The organism is Pseudomonadota bacterium, from assembly GCA_039815145.1.
In the GTDB taxonomy this organism is placed as follows: Bacteria; Pseudomonadota; Gammaproteobacteria; order Steroidobacterales; family JBCBZW01; genus JBCBZW01.
In genome coordinates this window covers 26893-45006 of the sequence record JBCBZW010000034.1, presented here as the reverse complement: position 1 = coordinate 45006, position 18114 = coordinate 26893, and the positions used below count along the sequence as shown (strand labels likewise).

The 18114-nt window shown below is 69.3% G+C and carries 13 protein-coding genes; 9 read left to right on the top strand and 4 right to left on the bottom strand.

What is annotated here, in order from left to right; genetic code table 11:
- Window positions 1–30: 30 nt before the first annotated feature.
- The 7 genes from ftsY to AAF184_11005 all read left to right on the top strand — a co-directional run bounded on the left by ftsY (window position 31) and on the right by AAF184_11005 (window position 10055).
- Complete coding sequence (ftsY, locus tag AAF184_11035; GenBank protein MEO0422863.1) at window positions 31–1074, top strand: signal recognition particle-docking protein FtsY; 1044 nt, start codon at window positions 31–33, stop codon at window positions 1072–1074.
- A 57-nt stretch (window positions 1075–1131) separates the two neighbouring features.
- Complete coding sequence (gene ftsE, locus AAF184_11030; protein MEO0422862.1) at window positions 1132–1833, top strand: cell division ATP-binding protein FtsE; 702 nt, start codon at window positions 1132–1134, stop codon at window positions 1831–1833.
- Entirely contained in the window at window positions 1817–2935 is a 1119-nt protein-coding gene (gene ftsX, locus AAF184_11025) for a permease-like cell division protein FtsX (protein ID MEO0422861.1), read from the top strand. The genes ftsE and ftsX overlap by 17 nt, the downstream gene beginning before the upstream one ends.
- Before the next feature lie 191 nt (window positions 2936–3126).
- Entirely contained in the window at window positions 3127–3999 is an 873-nt protein-coding gene (rpoH, locus tag AAF184_11020) for an RNA polymerase sigma factor RpoH (GenBank protein MEO0422860.1), read from the top strand.
- 185 nt (window positions 4000–4184) lie between these two features.
- Window positions 4185–5330 carry an acyl-CoA dehydrogenase family protein gene (locus AAF184_11015; GenBank protein ID MEO0422859.1) on the top strand — a complete coding sequence of 382 codons (1146 nt, stop codon included), beginning with the start codon at window positions 4185–4187 and terminating at the stop codon, window positions 5328–5330.
- A 119-nt stretch (window positions 5331–5449) separates the two neighbouring features.
- Entirely contained in the window at window positions 5450–7762 is a 2313-nt protein-coding gene (locus tag AAF184_11010; GenBank protein MEO0422858.1) for a thiamine pyrophosphate-dependent enzyme, read from the top strand.
- Between the two features lie 76 nt (window positions 7763–7838).
- Entirely contained in the window at window positions 7839–10055 is a 2217-nt protein-coding gene (locus tag AAF184_11005; protein ID MEO0422857.1) for a patatin-like phospholipase family protein, read from the top strand.
- Here the strand turns inward: AAF184_11005 and AAF184_11000 are convergent.
- From AAF184_11000 to AAF184_10985, 4 genes are all read right to left on the bottom strand, one after another.
- Window positions 10052–11218, bottom strand: a complete 1167-nt coding sequence (locus tag AAF184_11000) for an MFS transporter (protein ID MEO0422856.1) — start codon at window positions 11216–11218, stop codon at window positions 10052–10054. The two genes, AAF184_11005 and AAF184_11000, sit on opposite strands and share 4 nt — an antisense overlap.
- 36 nt (window positions 11219–11254) lie before the next feature.
- Complete coding sequence (locus AAF184_10995; protein ID MEO0422855.1) at window positions 11255–11836, bottom strand: class GN sortase; 582 nt, start codon at window positions 11834–11836, stop codon at window positions 11255–11257.
- A 14-nt stretch (window positions 11837–11850) separates the two neighbouring features.
- The gene (locus AAF184_10990) at window positions 11851–14007 is read right to left on the bottom strand and encodes a marine proteobacterial sortase target protein (protein ID MEO0422854.1); all 2157 of its coding nucleotides are present in this window, start codon (window positions 14005–14007) and stop codon (window positions 11851–11853) included.
- 178 nt (window positions 14008–14185) lie between these two features.
- A complete protein-coding gene (locus AAF184_10985; GenBank protein ID MEO0422853.1) occupies window positions 14186–14818 on the bottom strand; it encodes an arylesterase in 633 nt (210 codons plus the stop codon).
- Window positions 14819–14861: 43 nt separating this feature from the next.
- On the opposite strand from AAF184_10985, the gene AAF184_10980 reads away from it, so the two are divergent.
- Both AAF184_10980 and AAF184_10975 read left to right on the top strand, forming a co-directional pair.
- A complete protein-coding gene (locus AAF184_10980) occupies window positions 14862–15548 on the top strand; it encodes an ABC transporter ATP-binding protein (protein ID MEO0422852.1) in 687 nt (228 codons plus the stop codon).
- Window positions 15545–18043, top strand: coding sequence for an FtsX-like permease family protein (locus tag AAF184_10975; GenBank protein MEO0422851.1), 2499 nt, complete (start codon window positions 15545–15547; stop codon window positions 18041–18043). Before AAF184_10980 ends, AAF184_10975 begins: the two co-directional genes overlap by 4 nt.
- Window positions 18044–18114: the final 71 nt, after the last annotated feature.

Here is an 18114-nt window from a genome sequence, read left to right as displayed (position 1 = left end):
CCGTGGCCCCTGCGCTACCATACCGGCGCCGTGTTTGGACGTAAGAAAAAGAAAGGCGACGCCGAGGCGACGCCCCCCGAACCCACCGCAGCAGCAGCCGCCCCCGAGGTGGAGGCTGAGGCGCCGCCTGTCGAGGATAAACCGCGCAAGGGATTCTTCTCTCGCATGCGGGACAGGTTGGGGCGCAAGGACTCCTGGCTCAAGGTGGGCAGCCTCCTGCCCGGGCGCAAGATCGACGACGAGGTGCTCGAGGAACTCGAGACCAACCTGATCATGGCCGACGTGGGCCTCGGGGTCACCGAGCAGATCATGAGCGGCCTGCACAAGCGCGTCGCCCGCGCGGAGCTGGCGGACTACGACGCCCTCGCCGCCGCCCTGCGCGAGGAGATCGTGCGACTGCTCGAGCCCGTCACCGCGCCCCTCGAGCTGCCGGACGACGTCGCCCCCTTCATGATCCTGATGGTGGGCGTCAACGGCGCCGGCAAGACCACCACCGCCGGCAAGCTCGCCCGCCACTTCGCAGCCCAGGGCAAGCGGGTGATGATGGCCGCCGGCGACACCTTCCGCGCCGCCGCGGTCGAGCAGCTCAAGGTGTGGGGCGAGCGCAATCAGATCGACGTCATCGCCCAGACCGACGGCGCCGATCCCGCCGCCGTCGTGTTCGACGCCATGGAAGCAGCCCGCGCCCGCAAGGCGGACGTACTGATCGCCGACACGGCAGGCCGCCTGCACACCCAAGGTGGGCTCATGGACGAGTTGGCCAAGGTGAAGCGGGTGGTGTCCCGCCACGACCCCGACGCCCCCCACGAGGTGATGCTCGTGCTCGATGGGGGCATGGGCCAGAACGCCGTGCAACAGGCGAAGGCCTTCCACGAAGCGATCGGCGTCACGGGCATCACGATCACCAAGCTCGACGGCACCGCCCGCGGCGGCACCTTGCTCGCCATCGCCGGGGAGCTGGGACTACCGATTCGCTACATCGGCGTGGGTGAGGGGCTGGAAGACCTCGGGCCCTTCGACGCACGCCAGTACGCCGAAGCCTTGCTCGCCGCCGAGGACGGTGAGGCGCACTGAAGTGCTGGGCCGAGGCTGCGTGCCGTCGTGGCGCCTGAGGGCTGAGAGCTCGCCCCCATGATCCAGTTCGACAACGTCACCAAGCGCTACGCCCAGGGCGGACGCGACGCCTTGCGCGAGCTCAGCTTCACCGTCGATGACGGCGAGATGGTCTTTCTCACCGGTCGCTCCGGGGCCGGCAAGAGCACGCTCTTACGCTTGATCGCCCTCGTCGAGCGCCCCACCCGCGGCCAGGTGTTCGTGGGCGGCACCAACACCTCACGCTTGTCCCGGCGTGCTGTGCCCGCCTTTCGCCGCGGCATCGGCATCGTCTTTCAGGATCACAAGCTGCTCGCCGATCGCACCGTGTTCGACAACGTCGCCCTGCCGCTGGTCATCGCCGGCGCCGGCACGCGGGAGATAGGCAAACGCGTGCGTGCGGCCCTCGACCAGGTGGGGCTCGCGCAGTACGAGCGCTCATCGCCCGACGCCCTCTCGAGCGGCGAGCAGCAGCGCGTGGGCATCGCCCGGGCTGTGGTCAGTCGGCCGCGCCTGCTGATCGCCGACGAACCCACGGGCAACCTCGATCCGCTCCTCTCCTACGAGATCATGAAGCTCTTCCTGCGCTTCAACGAGGTGGGGGTGACCGTGCTCATCGCCAGCCACGACGTACAGCTAATCCGTTTGATGGGTAGCCGGGTCCTGACCCTCGATCAGGGTCAGCTCCTCGCCAATCGCCAAGCCACCACCGCCGAGCCCAACGATGCCGATCCGTCGTGACGGCTCGCGCAACGCCGGTGCCGATCCAGGCCCGGACCGCCAGGCCGCAGCGGAGCGCCGTCGCCGCCGCGCCCGACGCGAGCGCGAGGTGGCGGCAGAGCAGACCGCACAGCGCGAGACCAAACGGGTGCCACGCCGCGACGGCGAAGGACAAGGCACTCTTGCCCGCCTGCGCACCTATGGACTCCGTCAGGCGCAGATGCTCATCGGCGCCCTCGGCCGATTAGCCCGTACGCCAACGACATCCATACTCACGGTGGCGGTGATCGGCGTCTCCCTTGCCCTGCCCTTGGCGCTGAAGCTCCTCACCGACAACGCGACGCGCGCCACCTCGGCCTGGCGCTACCGGGCGGAGATCTCCGCCTACCTCACGCCGGGCGTGGCGGAGACCACGCTGCAGGAGCTGGCGACCCGCTACCGGGCCGATGCACGCATCAGTGCGGTGGAGGCGATCCCTGCCAACGAGGGCCTGACCTGGTTCCGCGAGAACAGCGGCATGGACGAGCTACTGGAGTCGCTCACCGACGAACGCGGGGATCCGGCCAATCCCATCCCCCACACGTTGGTGGTCGTGCCAGCGCCTGGTCGCGACGACGATGCATCCGTCCGGGCCCTGGTGAGCGAGCTGCAAGGCCTGAGGCAGGTGGATACGGTCACCGAGGACCTCGCCTGGCTGCGGCGCCTGCGGGCCACGCTCAGCCTCCTTGGCCAGGCGAGCCTGCTCACCACCGTGCTGCTCGGCTTCGCCGCCCTGCTCGTCATCGCCAATGCGATTCGCGGCGATGTGAGCGCACGACGAGAGGAGATCGTGATCTCGCGTCTGATCGGGGCCAGCGACGGGTTCGTGCGCCAACCCTTCGTGTTCAGCGGCCTGTGGTACGGCTTCGGCGGTGGCGTGCTTGCGATCGTGCTGGTCGCCCTGGCCCTGCTAGCCCTCGGCGGCCCGGTGGCGAGACTGGCGGAGGTTTATGGCACGTCGTTCACGCTGTCTGGCCTCGGCGTCGGCCCCGTGGCGACCGTGATCGGTGGCGCGGCATTTCTTGGGGCGACGAGCGCCTGGATCGCTGCCGATCGCGTTTTACGATCGATGGAACCAAATTGACCGGTCGGTACACTAATAGGGCGTAAGCGTATTTGCGTGCCCCGTTTGCGCCCCAGGTCACCGTTCGACGGCACTGACCCCACCGTTATTCACGGTAATGCGTCACAGGAACGCCGCTGGTGTTAGCACTCCCTACGGTTGAGTGCTAAATTTAAGGTAATGACATCCATGCTTGGAAGGAGGGCGATCTCATGAGTACTGCCCTGACTATCAACAATCAGCACAACCTGCTGGCCGTCGGCCCCGTCGGCAACCTGGACGCGTACATCAGCGCCGTACAGACCGTGCCCGTGCTCGAGGTGGAAGAGGAACGCAGCCTGGCGGCTCGTTTCCGCGAAGATAACGACGTGGAAGCGGCACGTTCGCTGGTGATCGCGCACCTTCGCTTCGTCGTGCACATCGCTCGCGGCTACATGGGCTACGGCCTGCCGCTCGGCGATCTGGTGCAGGAAGGCAACGTCGGTCTCATGAAGGCCGTGAAGCGCTTCGACCCGGAGGTGGGCGTACGCCTGGTGTCCTTCGCGGTGCACTGGATCCGCGCCGAGATCCACGAGTTCGTGCTGCGCAACTGGCGCGTGGTCAAGGTGGCGACCACCAAGGCCCAGCGTAAGTTGTTCTTCAATTTACGAAAAGCCAAGAAACACCTGGGTTGGCTCTCGGCCGACGAGACCAAGGCGGTAGCCGAGGACCTCGGCGTGACGCCGGCGGAGGTGACGGAGATGGAGCGGCGCCTCGCGGCCCGCGACCAGTCCTTCGATCCCCTGCCCGGTGAGGACGACGAAGACGGCGGCTACTCGCCCCAGACCTACCTGCCGGCTGCCGAGGAGGACCCCGCCGTGGCCCTCGAGGCGGACGACTGGGAGGCGGCGAACCACGCCAGCCTCACCGCGGGCCTGGACGCGCTCGACGAGCGCAGCCGGGACATCGTGCAGTCGCGCTGGCTGACCGAGAACAAGGCGACCCTGCACCAGCTCGCCGATCGCTACGGCGTGTCGGCGGAACGCATCCGCCAGATCGAAGCCGCCGCGATCAAGAAGCTCGGCAAACTGGTCGCCGCCGCTTAGGGCCAAACGCGCCTCCCGGCGCTGATTCACGACTAGCGTCGACCCGTGCGGGCCCTCGCCCGCACGGGTATCATTGCGCCCCCAAATAAGAGCCCGTGCACGGAGCTGACGCTATGTCTACCGCAGCCCAAGATCCCGCTGTCGCCCCCGCGCCAGCCGCCACCTCCCGCCGCCGCCTCGATCCCATGGATCTGTACGACGTGCGCGGTGAACTCAACGACGAAGAGCGCATGGTGCAGGACACCGTGGCCCGCTTCGTCGACGAGGTGGCCCTGCCGCTGATCCCCAAGGCCTTCGACGATCACACCTTCCCCATGGAACTGGTGCCGCAGATCGCCGAGCTGGGCCTGTTCGGCAGCTCCATCGAGGGCTACGACTGCGCCGGCCTGAACGCCATCTGCTACGGCCTGATCTGCCAGGAGCTCGAACGCGGCGACTCCGGTCTTCGCAGCTTCGTCTCCGTGCAGTCGAGCCTGGTGATGTACCCGATCCACGCCTTCGGCAGCGAAGAGCAGCGCCAGCGCTGGCTGCCCGCCATGGCGCGCGGTGAGGCGATCGGCTGCTTCGGCCTCACGGAGCCTCACGGCGGCTCCGACCCAGCCAACATGAAGACCCACGCCCGCCGCGACGGCGATGACTGGGTCATCAACGGCGCCAAGATGTGGATCACCAACGGCGCCATCGCCGACGTCGCCGTGGTCTGGGCCCAGACGGACGACGGCATCCGCGGCTTCCTGGTGGAGAAGGGCACGCCGGGCTTCGAAGCGACCGTGATCGAACGCAAGTTCTCCCTGCGCGCCTCCATCACCTCGGGCCTGTTCTTCGACGATGTGCGCGTGCCCGCTTCAGCCATGCTGCCGGGCGTGAAAGGCCTGAAGGGCCCCTTGAGTTGCCTCACCCAAGCCCGCTACGGCATTACCTGGGGCGTCATCGGCGCCGCCCAGGCCTGCCTGCGCGAAGTGCTCGACTACACCAAGTCACGCGAACTGTTCGGTCGCCCGCTCGATCACACCCAGACCGTGCAGCGCCGTGCCGCCGACATGGCTCGTCGCATCACCACCGCCCAGCTGCTCTCGCTGCAGCTCGGCCGCCTGAAGGAGCGCGGCGCAATGACGCCGAGCCAGGTGTCCGTGGCGAAGTGGAACAACGTGCGCATGGCCATCGACATCGCCCGCGACGCCCGCGACCTGCTCGGCGGCGCCGGCATCAGCACCGAGTACTGCCCGATTCGCCACATGCTCAACCTCGAGAGTGTCATCACCTACGAGGGCACGGAGACCGTGCACGAGCTGGTGGTTGGTCAGGAACTGACCGGCACCAACGCGTTTTAGCAAATCCCGTCGCCGGCAGGCTCAGGACGTCTTCGATGATGGCGGCGTCCTGATGCTTGCCGCGCGCAACGAAGCTACACTCTTCGCTCGTCAACCAGGCTAAGGACAGGCCGTAACGCATGGCTGCCACGCCCACGCCGCCGCCGACCTCTGCGCGCGCCACGAAGGCCGCCACGCGCAGCGTCAACCGCGCCGACATCATCGACCGCAACTTCCTCGAGCTGCTCGCCGACATCGAGGCGAGGCCCGAGCAGACCTTGCCGAAGGTGACCCGCGCCGACTTCGAAGCCGCGGGCCTTGCGAGCGACGACGCCCTGCAGATCCTCGAAGCTCAGCTGATGTCGCGCCACCTCGACTACGCAGCGCGCCGCATGCGCTCGCGCAACGAGGGCTTCTACACGATCGGCAGCGCCGGCCACGAGGCCAATGCCGTGCTCGGTTGGCTGACCCGCGTCACCGACCCCGCCTTCCTCCATTACCGCAGCGGCGCCTTCGTGATGGCGCGCGGCATGAAGGTGCCCGGTGTAGACCCCGTGCTCGACACGGCGCACGGCATCGCCGCCAGCGCAGAGGACCCGATCTCCGGCGGTCGTCACAAGGTGTGGGGTAGCCGCCCCCTGTGGATTCCGCCGCAGACCTCGACGATCGCCAGCCAGCTACCGAAAGCGGTAGGTGCCGCCGTGGCCCTCGCCCAGGCCGCACGGGTGGAAGGCGCCCTCCCCGTGCCCGACGACAGCATCGTCTACTGCAGCTTCGGCGATGCCAGCACCAACCACGCCACGGCCCTCAGCGCCTTCAACTCGGCGGCCTGGACCGCCTACCAGCGCTTGCCCGTGCCGATCCTGTTCGTCTGCGAGGACAACGGCCTCGGCATCTCCGTGCGCACGCCGGGCGGTTGGGTGAGGCAGAACTTCGCGCACCGGGCGGATCTGCACTACCTTCACGCCGACGGCACGGACCTGCTCGACACGGTGGGCACAGCGCGTGAGGCGATCGATTGGTGCCGCCGAGAACGGCGCCCCGTCTTCCTGCACATCACCCACCCACGCCTGCTGGCGCACGCCGGGACGGACGCGGAGGCGGAGTATCGCCCGCTGGCGGAGATCGAGGCCGACGAGGCCCGCGACCCGCTCCTGAACTCGGCCCGCTCCATCGTCGCCGCCCGCTTGCTGAGCGTGATGGAACTGCGCCAACGCTACGAGGCTATCCGCGAACGCACGGAGATCGCCGCGCGCCGCGCCGCCAAAGCGCCGAAGCTGCGCACCGCCCAGGAGGTGATGCGGCCCCTGACGCGCGTCTCCCCGGCCGACCGCGTGCTCGAGGAGGCGACGCGCGAAGCGCCCACGGAAGCCCGCGAGAAGGCCTTTGCCTCCCGCGGCGGACTGCCCGAAACGCAAGCAGCTCCCCGTCATCTCGCCATCCAGATCAATCGCGCCCTCACGGACCTCATGGTCAAGTACCCGCAGATGACCCTGTTCGGGGAAGACGTGGCGCAGAAGGGCGGCGTGTACACGGTGACGACGGGCCTGGCGAACACCTTCGGTGGCCGGCGCGTCTTCAACACCCTGCTCGACGAGACCACCGTGCTCGGCATCGCCCAAGGCGCCGCCCACATGGGCCTGCTGCCCTTCCCGGAGATCCAGTACCTGGCGTACTTCCACAACGCCGGTGACCAGATCCGCGGCGAAGCGTGCTCCCTGAAGTTCTTCTCCAACGGCCAGTTCACCAACCCGATGGTGATGCGCATCGCCTCCCTGGGCTATCAGCGCGGCTTCGGCGGACACTTCCACAACGACAACTCGATCACCGCCCTGCGCGACATCCCGGGCTTGATCATCGCCTGCCCCTCGCGCGGCGATGATGCGGCGGAGCTCTTGCGCACCTGCACGGCGCTGGCGCAGCTCGATGGCCGCGTGGTGGCCTTCCTCGAGCCTATCGCTCTGTACATGACCAAGGATCTGTACGAGGAGCGCGACGGCAAGTGGGTGTTCCCCTACCCCGCCCCGAACCAGGCCGCACCCTTCGGTGCGCCACGCGTGTACGAGGAGGCCGAGGGCAACTCGCGCGAGCCGGTGCTGCTGATCGTGACCTACGGCAACGGGGTACGCATGTCCCTGCGCGTCGCCCGCCAGCTGGAGCAGGAGCGGGGTGCGCGCGTGCGCGTGCTGGACCTGCGCTGGCTGAAGCCCCTGAACGCGCCGGTGATCGCCAGCCACGCCCGTGACACAGGACGCGTGCTGGTGGTGGACGAGGGTCGCCGCACGGGCGGCATCTCCGAGGAGATCTTCACCCTCCTCGACGAACACGCCCCCTCGGTGCACAAGCGTCGGGTGACCGGCGAGGACAGCTACATCCCCTTGGGCGATGCCGCTAACCTCGTGCTGGTCAGCGAAGGGCAGATTCGCGAGGCGGCCGAAAAACTGTTGCGCTAGAGGTTGGCTGGGCGGTTGTCAGACCGCCGCGGGCTGGTAGGCTTTCCACTCCTCCTCCACCGGCCCGAAGATCTCCATGAGCCAAGCAACCATGCGCTGGCGCGCCCTCCTCGTGTGCCTCGTCGGCCTCACCAGCCTTGCCTCCACCGCTGCCCACGCCTGCCGCGCCCCCGAGGGCGGTGGCCCCACGGTGGCGCTCGTGCTGAGCGGCGGCGGCGCCCTGGCCAATACCCAGATCGGCGCCATGGCCGTGATCGAGGAGCTGAACATCCCCATTCACTGCGTGGTCGGCACCAGCATGGGCGCCGTGGTGGCGGGGCTCTACGCCGCTGGCTACGACGTGGGGGAGATCCGCGAGATCTTCCGCACGGCTCCCTGGCCTGACCTCTTCGCCAACGTCCAGTCGCGCCGCGACACGCCCTTCATCGCCAAGGAGCGGCGCGATCAGTTCTTCTCCGAGTACATCGCCGGCATCAAGAGCGAGGGGCTCGCCCTGCCCGGCGGCGTGGTCGGCATGGGCAGCATGCAGCAGTACTTCCGCGAGCTCACGCGCCACGTGCCGCTGACCTCGGACTTCGACGAGCTGCGCGTGCCCGTGCGCACGGTGGCCACCAACCTCTCCACCGGTCAGGCCTACGTGTTCGAACGCGGTGATCTCGTCGAGGCCATGCTGGCGAGCATGGCCGTGCCCGCCGTCTTCACGCCCCGCTTCATCGAGGGTGAGGTCTACGTGGACGGTGGCTTAGCCCAGAACCTGCCGGTGGAGACCGCGCTGCTGATGGGGGCGGACATGGTGATCGGCATCGACCTCACGATCGAGCCGCCGAAGATGGACCGCAGCGTCTCCCTGGCCGACATCAACTTGCAGCTGAACCGCATCACCGTGTGGAACAACTACCTGAAGCAGCTGGAGCTGCTCAGCGAGCTCGACGTGGTGATCAAGCCAGACTTCGAGGGTCTCAGCGTCAGCTCCTTCGCACCGGAGGATGCGGATGACGGCTACGTCCGCGGTCGCGAGGCCGCCGAACAATACCGTGAGGCGCTCCTCAAGATACGCGAACTCGCCGCCACGCCGACGGAGAAGACGCTGTCGCGCACCGCGCCGGAGGGCGTGCTCGCCGAGGTGCAGATTCGCAACGCCACCAAGATCAGCGACGATGCCCTGCGCGGCCGCCTCGACTTCGAACCCGAGGATCTGGAGCAGCCCGCCGGCCTGCGCCGCAAGCTGCGCGACCTCGCCTCCTTCGGTGGCTTCGGCGAAGTAGACCTCTCCCTCGACGGCCTGACGCCGGTGGTGCGTACGGTGGAACGGCCCCTCGGCACCACGCTGATCCAAGCGGGCGCACGAGGCGCCACCGATCTCGACGGCGACAGCAACTTCGCCCTGCTGGCGCGTATCTCTCGCCGCCCCTTTGGCCCGAAGGGCGGGGAGTTCGCCGTCTCCGGCGAGTTCGGCACCAACCTCGGCGTGACCGCCGAACTGTACCGCCCGGTCGGCGCCGAGGGTCGCTACTTCTTCCTGCCGTCCATCTCCTATCGGGCGGAGGAGATCTTCTTCGACGTCGGCGATTTGCGCCTCGGTGAATTCTGGCAGCAATCGGGGAATGCGCGCCTACGCGTGGGCCGGGAACTCGGCCTCTGGGGCGTGCTCTCCTTCGATGCGCTGATCAACGAAGGACGGGTACGACCTCAGGTAACCGTCGCCCCGGACCTCTTCCCGACGGAGGGCTTCAGCAACGCCGGTGTCGGCGCCCGCTTCGCCGTGGACACGCTCGACTCGGCCACCTTCCCCCGCCAGGGCATCGCCCTCAACATCTCCGCGGAGCAACTGGTGGATCTGCGCGACGACGACGTCAACGCCAAGTACCGCTTCAGTGTCAGCCAGGCGGTGCCCTTCGGTCGCAACGTGCTCAACTTCCGCGCGCGCGCCGAGTCGATCGATGCGGAAGGCAATGATGTGATCGAAATTCTTAGCCTCGGAGGCTTCCGTCGCCTGGGCGCCTTCTCGCCGAACTCGATCCCTTCCACCGAATACGCCCTGATGGGCATCAGCTACTATCGGCGCCTCGATGCGCCGGACAAGGTCGGCACGCTACCCCTGTACTTCGGCGCCGACCTCGAATTCGCCAACGTGAGCTTCGATACCTTCGCCCAGGATGCGGAGGAGAACTTCGGCGCCCTGTCCGTCTACATCGGCGCGGATACCTTCGTGGGGCCCGCGTTCCTCGGTATCGGGTTCAGCGATGAAGGTCGCTACAACTTCTTCCTGAACCTGGGCAGGAATTTCCGCTAGCGTTCGAGCGTCTCCGGCACCAACCAGGACCAGACGCCGGCGCCGACCAGCCCCACGCCACCGATCACCCACGCCGCCAGACCGAGGCTGCCCACCTGCGCCACGAGCGCCCCCACCAGCAAGGGGGCGCCGGCGCGCCCCGTATCGCCGATCAAGCGCCAGACGCCGAGGAAGGTGGCGCGATCGTGCGCGGGCGCGAGGTCTGCACCGAGGGTAAGCACGACGCCGGATCCCATGCCGTTGGCCAATCCCATCGCCATCGCCACGGCCACCAAGCTGGTGAAATCGTTGACTAAGGGCAGCAGCGCCAAGGTGGCCGCGAGTCCGATCATGCAGGGCACGGCGGACCACTTGCGGCCGTAGCGATCCATCACCAGCCCGGCCGGCAGAAACAGCACGAGGTCTGCGCAGGCGGCCAGGGTGGCCACCAGGGCGATCGTCACCAGGTCCAGGCCGAGCGCGTGCCCCATCAGGGGCAGGAGAATGGCGCGCGCCGAGCGCATCAGCTGCAGGGAGATGGAGGCGAAGCCCGCGCGGGCGTAGATGCCGCCGTGATCGGCGATGAGCTTGCTCAAGCGGGCCGCGGCCGGTTCACGCGCGGCAGCTGCATCGTGGTCCACCGGGCGCGCCCGCGCCGCCACGAACACGGCGGCCAGGGCGCACAGCCCCGCCGACACGAGGAGCGCCGACGGAAAGCCGAAGCGATCGGCGATCAAGCCCGCCGCCAGGGGCCCGGTCAGCGCCCCCACCCGCATCAGACCGCCCAGCACGGCGATGGCACGGCCCCGCTCGGCGCTCGCGCACGCGCCGGCCAGGTAGGACTGGCGGCCGAGCATCCAAGCGGAGAACGCCGCGCCTGAGAGCAAGGCCGACAGGGCGAGCCCGAGCGGCGTGCTGGCGAGGGCCAGCCCGATCATCGCCACGGTCAACCCCGTGAGGCCACCGAGCATCACGGCACGTTCGCCGTGGCGCGCGGCGAGCAGGCCGATGGGGAGATCCACCAGCAACATGCCGAGGCCACGGGCGGCCGCCACGAAGGCTGCCGTAGCAGGCGAGTAGCCGAGCGCCAGCACGTACAGGGGCACCAGCACCAGCATTCCCTCCTGCGCCAAGGAGGTGCAGGAGGATGGCGCGTAGATGGGGAACAGGAGGCGTCGGTACACGGGGGTCGATCAGGCGCGCGGGGGCCGTGCAGCTTATCAGCCTGGTTCGCTCCCCGTAGCGCGCGCCCACACCACGTAGCGCCGGGTGGGATCGGCCTGCAAGGTATCGAAGGGGTAGCAGGTGATGAGGGCCAGGTGGCGCTCGCCGTCCTCGCGCAGGGCCAGCAACGGTGAGCGACGAAGGTTGTGCACTTCCGTGGCGGATACCTCGTAGGTCACGGTGGTGCCGGCAGCCGTCTGCACCGTGACCGCATCACCCACCTCCAAGCGCTCCAGGCCGCGGAAGTGCGTATCGCGGTGGGCGGCGATCACCGTGGTGCCGGGCGCGCCGGGCGGCGCCGATGCCGGCACCCACGCCGGCGCGAACGCCAGGGCGCTGCCCTCGTTGCCCGCCAACACGACATGGGCGGCGTCGGGCAGCTGCAGGCGCGCCACCGGCCAGGCGTCGGCCCAGGACCAAGGCGTCGGCGCCACTTCCCCGGCTTGCGCGCGGCGCCAGGCGTCGCTCAGCAGGTGCTGAGCGAGGACCGCCTTGGCAGGGATCACCGCCGCCTGCAATCCGACCACGACGCCGCCCAGGAGCGCGCACAGGGCGACGCCCGTGGTCAGCGTCCTCACATGCAGGGTACGCCTCACGCCGGGCAGGCTCGGGTGCTGGACGCGCGCGACAGGGTCAGCAGCAAGGCACCGAACAGCAGCATGAACAAGGCGACGGACCCGAGCCAGGGCGCAGGGGTGGCGGTCGCCAAATACCCGACCTGACGTCCACCAGCGGGCGCGAGGGTCGGCACCACCGTGTCCTCCAGGGATGCGAACAGGGGACGCTCACGCGCGCGTTCGACGGCCACGAAGCTCGTGTGCGGCGTGAGCAAGCCGTGACGCAATCCCGTTTCCACCACCATCGCTCGAACGTCGTCCTGACTGCGACCGCTGCGGGTACCGTCCGCGAGCAGGGTCGCCACCTTGCGCTGAGCCCAGAGCACACCGACGCCGTCCGCCTCGATAGCACTCGCCAGGGGGATCTCAGCCTGCCACGTCGACCCCGAGCCGCCGTAGCGACCCTCGAGCGCCACCACGCCCTGCGCACTCGGCAGGCGCGCGCTGACCAGCAGCGGCTCGCCGGCGTACAGATCGGGCACCTCCTGCGGCCACACCTCCGCCCCCGGCGGCCAGGCGATCGTGATGTCCGTGAGCACCGGGTGCTCGAGGCGCGCGAACAGACCGCTCATGCGCTCGGCCACCTCCGTGAGGGTGGCGATCTGGGTGTAGGTGCCGCGACCCACTTCGGCTAAGCGTTGCATCAGGTGCGTGGCCGGGGCCGCGCCGATGCCCACGGGGTACAGGCGAGCCTCACCGCGCAGGCGGCGGACGAGCGATTCGAGCGAGCCGTCGGAGGACACGGCGCCGTCGGTCACGAACACCACCTGACGCAGGTGGTCCGTCGGGGGGCGCACGTCGAGGGCGCGGGTCAGGGCCTTGTGCATCTCCGTGCCGCCGTTCGCGTCGAGCCGCCGCAGGAATTCGCGCGCCTTACGGATCTGGTGGTGATCGGCGGGCACGGGGAAGGGGAACAGGGCCGTGGGCTCGTCGGAGAAGGCGATCACGTTCAGGCGATCGGTGGGCATGAGCGCGTCGAGGGCCAACTGGGCTGCGCGGCGGGCCTGGCGCATCGACTCGCCCTGCATGCTGCCCGACGTGTCGACCACCACGATCATTTCCCGCGGGCGGCGCTGGGTCGGCAAGGTGTTGGGGGGCACCACCATCGCCAGGGCGTAGTGATAGCCGTCGCGGGCTTCCGTGTAGATGCCGAAGCGCGGTTGATCCTGAGCGGCGGGCGAGAAGCGCAACACGAAATCGCGGTTCATCGCCACCTTACCGTCACGTAAGGTCAGCTGGTGTCCTGCGGCGTCGCTGCGCACGTCGAAGGCATGGCTAGGACTGACCATCGAGTCCGCTGCGATACCTGCATCCAAGGTGACCTCGAGGGAGGCTAGCGCACGGTAATCCTCCGCGTCGTCGAGAATGGCGGTGCGCAAGACGGCAGCGGGGGTTGGCCGGCGATCCGCTGCGCTGATCTCGGTCGGCGAGTAGCGCGGTGTGATGGTCATCGGGAAGCGAAACTCGAACGCGCCCGTCTCGAGGTGCAGGGGCTGCACGTATTCCAACACCACGTCGATGCGCTCACCGGGCGGGATGTTGGCCACGTTGAGGCCGAAGATGTCCGAGCGCTGCTGTTCCAGCAAGCCCGCTTGCTGACCTGCCGCCTTCGCCGCCTCATAGGTGGCTCGCGCCTGGGCACGCTCCTCGATCTGACCGACGATCTCGCGATCGGCCAGCACCAGGCGCATGTCCCGGATGGCCCCGTCCGCGGGCAGGGGGAAGGTGTACTCGCCCGCCACCCAGCCCTCGGCCACGTTGATGAAGCCCTGGCGCAGGGTCACGTGCGCCACCACGCCGGAGATGCGTACGTCCACATCGCTATCCACCCAGGGCGCCAGCGCCGAATTGCCCGCCTCGTCGTGCAGGAGCAAGCGGCCAGCGCCGCTCGTGTCCAACAGGCGCGTGGCCACCTGGGCGGCGCGGGCGCTGGTGCCAGGCGCCGGCGCGGTGGGGGCGCCGCTGGAGCTGCCGGCGGACGTCGACGCAGGGCGCGAAGCGGCGGGGCGCTCCGGCAAGGGCTCGCCCTGCGGCGCCGCGTTGGCGATTCCCGCCGCCAGCAGCAGCACGGCGAGGCCGATCGTGAGGGCGATCAGCCGATACCAGTCGCGCTCGTCTTGCGCCGAGGACATCGGCGGCGCGAGGGAACGGCTGGATTCAGCCCGCGGCGAGGCGGATGACTCGGGTCGAGGCGAGGTGGAAGGCGGGGCGCTGGCCATGGCGGTCGATCTCCGTGACGACGGTGGGGATGGCCGTCATTGGAGCGCTCGCGCGGGGTGGACTTGGGGACGGGCGGGGACGCCGCCGTGATCAATCCTGACGAATTGTGGCGCCGGCCGCGTCGAGAGCCTGCAGGAGCGCCTCGCGCACGTTATCGAGCAGGCGCGGCTGGGCGGCCGCCGTCGGGTGGATGCCGTCCGGCTGCATTAAGCTGAAGTCGAGGGCGACGCCTTCGAGCAGGTAGCGCACCACGTACACCCCTTGCGCGCCCTCGGCGGCGAGTTCCGCAAAGACCGCCTCGAAGTCCGCCGCGTAGTCGGGACCGTAGTTCGGCGGAATCCGAACGCCCACCACCAGCACCTGCGCACCAACCTTCCGTGCTTCGGCGATCATCGCCGCGAGATTGGCCCGGGTCACGTCCAGGGGCATGCCGCGCAGGCCGTCGTTACCGCCGAGCTCCAGCACCAGCACCTGTGGGCGATGCTTGGCGAGGGCGCGCGCAAGGCGCGTGCGGCCGCCAGCCGTGGTCTCCCCGCTCACGCTCGCGTTGACCACCCGCCACGGGGGTGTGCGTTCGGCGAGTTCGCCCGCCAGCAGATCTGCCCAACCTTCGCCGGGTGCAAGGCCGTAGCCTGCGGTCAGGCTGTCCCCGAAAAGCAGCACGGTGGAGACGGCAGGCGCATCGCGGTCCGCCGCTTCAGCGAATACGCGGGGAGAGACCACCAACGATGCGATGCCTAGCACGGCACTGAGGAGCAAGGCGACGATGGACGAGGGCCAATCCGTACTGCGCGCGCAGGGCGTGGGCAAGCAGGTCGCCGGCCCCGAGGGCACGCTGGAGATTCTGTCGGACATCACGTTACAGATCGCGCCTTCCGAGTCGGTGGCTTTGGTCGGCCCGTCCGGCGCCGGCAAGTCGACGCTGCTGGCCGTGCTGGCGGGCCTGGACACGCCCACTGCCGGCGAAGTGTGGCTGGGGGACCAGGCGATCACAAGCCTGTCCGAGGATGCGCGGGCGCAGCTGCGCAACGCGCGCGTCGGCTTCGTATTCCAGTCCTTCCACCTGCTGCCGTCCCTGACGGCGGTGGAGAACGTGATGCTGCCGGCGGAGCTCGCCGGCACCACGGATGCGCGCGAGCGCGCCCTGGCCGCGCTGGATGCGGTCGATCTCAGCCATCGCGCCCGCCACTACCCCAAACACCTCTCCGGGGGCGAACGCCAGCGCGTGGCGATCGCGCGCGCGTTCGTGACAGAGCCGCAGCTGCTCTTCGCCGATGAGCCGACGGGCAACCTCGACACGCGCACCGGCCAGCGCGTGGCCGATCTCCTGTTCCGCCTGCAGCACGACTCGGGGGTGACCCTGGTCCTGGTGACCCACGACGACCGCCTCGCCCAGCGCTGCGATCGCGTACTGCGCCTGGTCGAGGGCCGCCTCGCCGAGGCGGACGCGTGACGCGCCTGCTGGCCTTTGCCCTGCGCCTGCTGGTGCGCGACCTGCGGGCCGGTCACCTGACGGTGCTGTTGCTCGGCCTGGTGGTCGCCGTGGGGGCGCTCACCGCCGTCGGGTTGTTCACCGATCGCATCGCGCGCGGTGTCGAGCGACAGTCAGCATCCGTGTTAGCCGCCGATCTCAGCGTGCGCAGCGCGCATCCACCGCGGCCGGAGATCGTGCAGCTGGCGGCCGCCACCAATACGCAAACCGTACAGACCGTAGGCTTTCCCACCGTGGTCTCCTGGGCGCAGGGCGACGATCTGCGTCGTGAGCTCGTGTCCTTGAAAGCGGCCGAAGATGGCTACCCCCTGCGCGGTGATGTGTTGATCACCGACAGCATCGGCGAGGAGGGGCGCGTGGCCGAGGGGTTGCCCGCGCCGGGCGAGGTGTGGGTCGACACCAATCTCCTCCTGCGCCTCGGCGGCGAGGTGGGCACGCAGCTCAAGGTGGGCACCGCCAGCTTCCGCGTCGGCCGTGTACTTGTGAGCCGCCCCGACCAGGCCTTCGCCTTCGCCGAGATCGCCCCCAGCCTGCTCATGCGCCTCGACGATCTCGCCAGCACGGGCTTACTGCGGCCGGGCAGTCGCGTCGTCTACCGCCAGCTCTTCGCCGGTGACGCCTCGTCGATCGGCGCCCTGGAGATCGCCCTCGACAGCACCCTCGCCCCGAGCGAGACCCTCACCGACCCCGCCTCGCTGCAGGGCCCGATCCGCGATGCCCTGGACAACCTGCGCCGCTTTCTCGGCCTCGCCGCGATGAGTGCCGTGATCCTCGCCGCCGCCGCGGTGGCCATCGCCGCGTCGCGCTTCATGCGTCGGCATCTGGATACGGCTGCCCTAATGAAGGTGCTCGGTCGCAGGCAAGGTGAGGTGGCCTTCGTGTTCGCGGTGGAACTCGGCGCCGTCGCCGTGGGCGGCGCCGTCCTCGGCATGCTCCTGGGCTTGCTCGTGCAGACGGGGCTCACGGGCATCGCCGCAAGACTCATCGATGTCACGCTGCCTCCCGCTGCGCCCTGGCCCCTCGGCGTAGGCCTGGTCACCGCCGTACTTGTGACCGGCGGCTTCGCCCTGCCCCAGCTCCTCGCCCTGCAGCGCACGCCCGCCCTGCGCGTCCTGCGCGCGGATCTGCCCGCTCCCGGCGCCGGTCAGCTGGTCAGCTACCTCAGCGCCCTGGTCGCGTTGGGGGGACTGCTGTGGTTGATCGTGGACGATCCGCACCTGGTGTTCTGGCTCCTCGGCGGCCTCGGGGCCGCGGCCCTCCTGATGCTGCTGCTGGCCTACGCCGTGGTGCGCCTGGTGGGGATGACGCGCGGCGGCGTTGGCGTCGCGTGGCGCTACGGGCTCGCCAACCTCGCCCGACGGGGGTGGGACAGCGCCACCCAGGTGGTCGCCTTCGGCCTCGGCCTCGCCGTGATGTTGCTCCTGGCGCTCCTGCGCGGCGATCTGCTGGAGGCCTGGCAGCGCAGCTTGCCGCCCGACGCGCCGAACTACTTCCTGCTCAACATCCAACCGGACGAGCGCGAAGGCGTGCGCGCCCTGTTCGAGGATGCCGGTGTGGAAACCGCGGCTTACGCCCCCCTTAGCCGAGGACGCCTCGTATCGATCAACGGCATCGCCGTGGACGAGGTGGCGTTTCCCCGCGACGAGGGCGGCGTGTTCGCCAGTCGCGAGGCCAACATCAGCTGGGCCGCCGATCTGCCGCCCGCCAACCGGGTGCTGCGCGGGCGGTGGTGGGAGGACGGCGGCGCCGTCTCGGAGGTGTCCGTGGAGGAGGAGACCTTCGCCACCCTGGGCTTGTCCCTCGGCGATCGGCTGATCTTCTCCGCCGCGGGCGAGGAGTTCGAAGCGTCGGTCACCAGCGTGCGCGAGGTGGACTGGGACTCCTTCGAACCGAACTTCTTCCTGGTGTTCTCCCCCGGCGCCCTCGGCGACTTTCCCGCGAGCTACCTCACCAGCGCCCACGTGGACGACGACCAACGCGGGGCACTGGTCGCCCTGGGTCAGCGCTACCCCACGGTCACGGTGTACGACGTGAACGCCCTGCTCACGCAGGTGCGCTCGACCGTGTCGCGGGCGGTGGCGGCGGTGCAGTACGTGTTCGCCTTGAGCCTGGTCGCCGCCGTGCTGGTGCTGCTGGCCGCGGTGGAGTCGACGCGCGAGCCGCGCATGGTGGAGGCGGCCACCCTGCGTGCCCTGGGAGCCTCCCGACGGCAGGTGTTGGCCGGAATCGCCGCCGAGTACTCGGCGATCGGGGCGCTGGCCGGGCTCGGCGGCGCCATCGGGGCTGGCGTCACGGGGTATTTCCTCGCCCGCGAGGCGTTTTCCTTCGACTACGTGCCGGCCCCTTCGCTGCTGCTGCTCGGCGTGGTGCTCGGGTTGCTGCTGGTGGGGTTGGCGGGGGTCGCGTCCGCGGGGCGCAGCGCGTCCGTACCGCCGGTGCGGGTGTTGGCTGGGTAGGGCCGCCTGGTGCTTCGCTCCGTCGGCTGGCTCCAGTAGGCTGCGGACTTCGTCCCTCAACGGTCTTCCTC

Excerpts from the sequence above, each read along its gene's own strand:
- ftsX (MEO0422861.1), top strand. The coding sequence starts at position 1,817 with ATGCCGATCCGTCGTGACGGCTCGCGCAACGCCGGTGCCGATCCAGGC.
- ftsE (MEO0422862.1), top strand. The coding sequence starts at position 1,132 with ATGATCCAGTTCGACAACGTCACCAAGCGCTACGCCCAGGGCGGACGC.
- AAF184_10990 (MEO0422854.1), bottom strand. The coding sequence starts at position 14,007 with ATGTCCTCGGCGCAAGACGAGCGCGACTGGTATCGGCTGATCGCCCTC.
- AAF184_11010 (MEO0422858.1), top strand. The coding sequence starts at position 5,450 with ATGGCTGCCACGCCCACGCCGCCGCCGACCTCTGCGCGCGCCACGAAG.
- AAF184_10980 (MEO0422852.1), top strand. The coding sequence starts at position 14,862 with ATGGACGAGGGCCAATCCGTACTGCGCGCGCAGGGCGTGGGCAAGCAG.
- rpoH (MEO0422860.1), top strand. The coding sequence starts at position 3,127 with ATGAGTACTGCCCTGACTATCAACAATCAGCACAACCTGCTGGCCGTC.
- AAF184_11005 (MEO0422857.1), top strand. The coding sequence starts at position 7,839 with ATGAGCCAAGCAACCATGCGCTGGCGCGCCCTCCTCGTGTGCCTCGTC.
- AAF184_11015 (MEO0422859.1), top strand. The coding sequence starts at position 4,185 with ATGGATCTGTACGACGTGCGCGGTGAACTCAACGACGAAGAGCGCATG.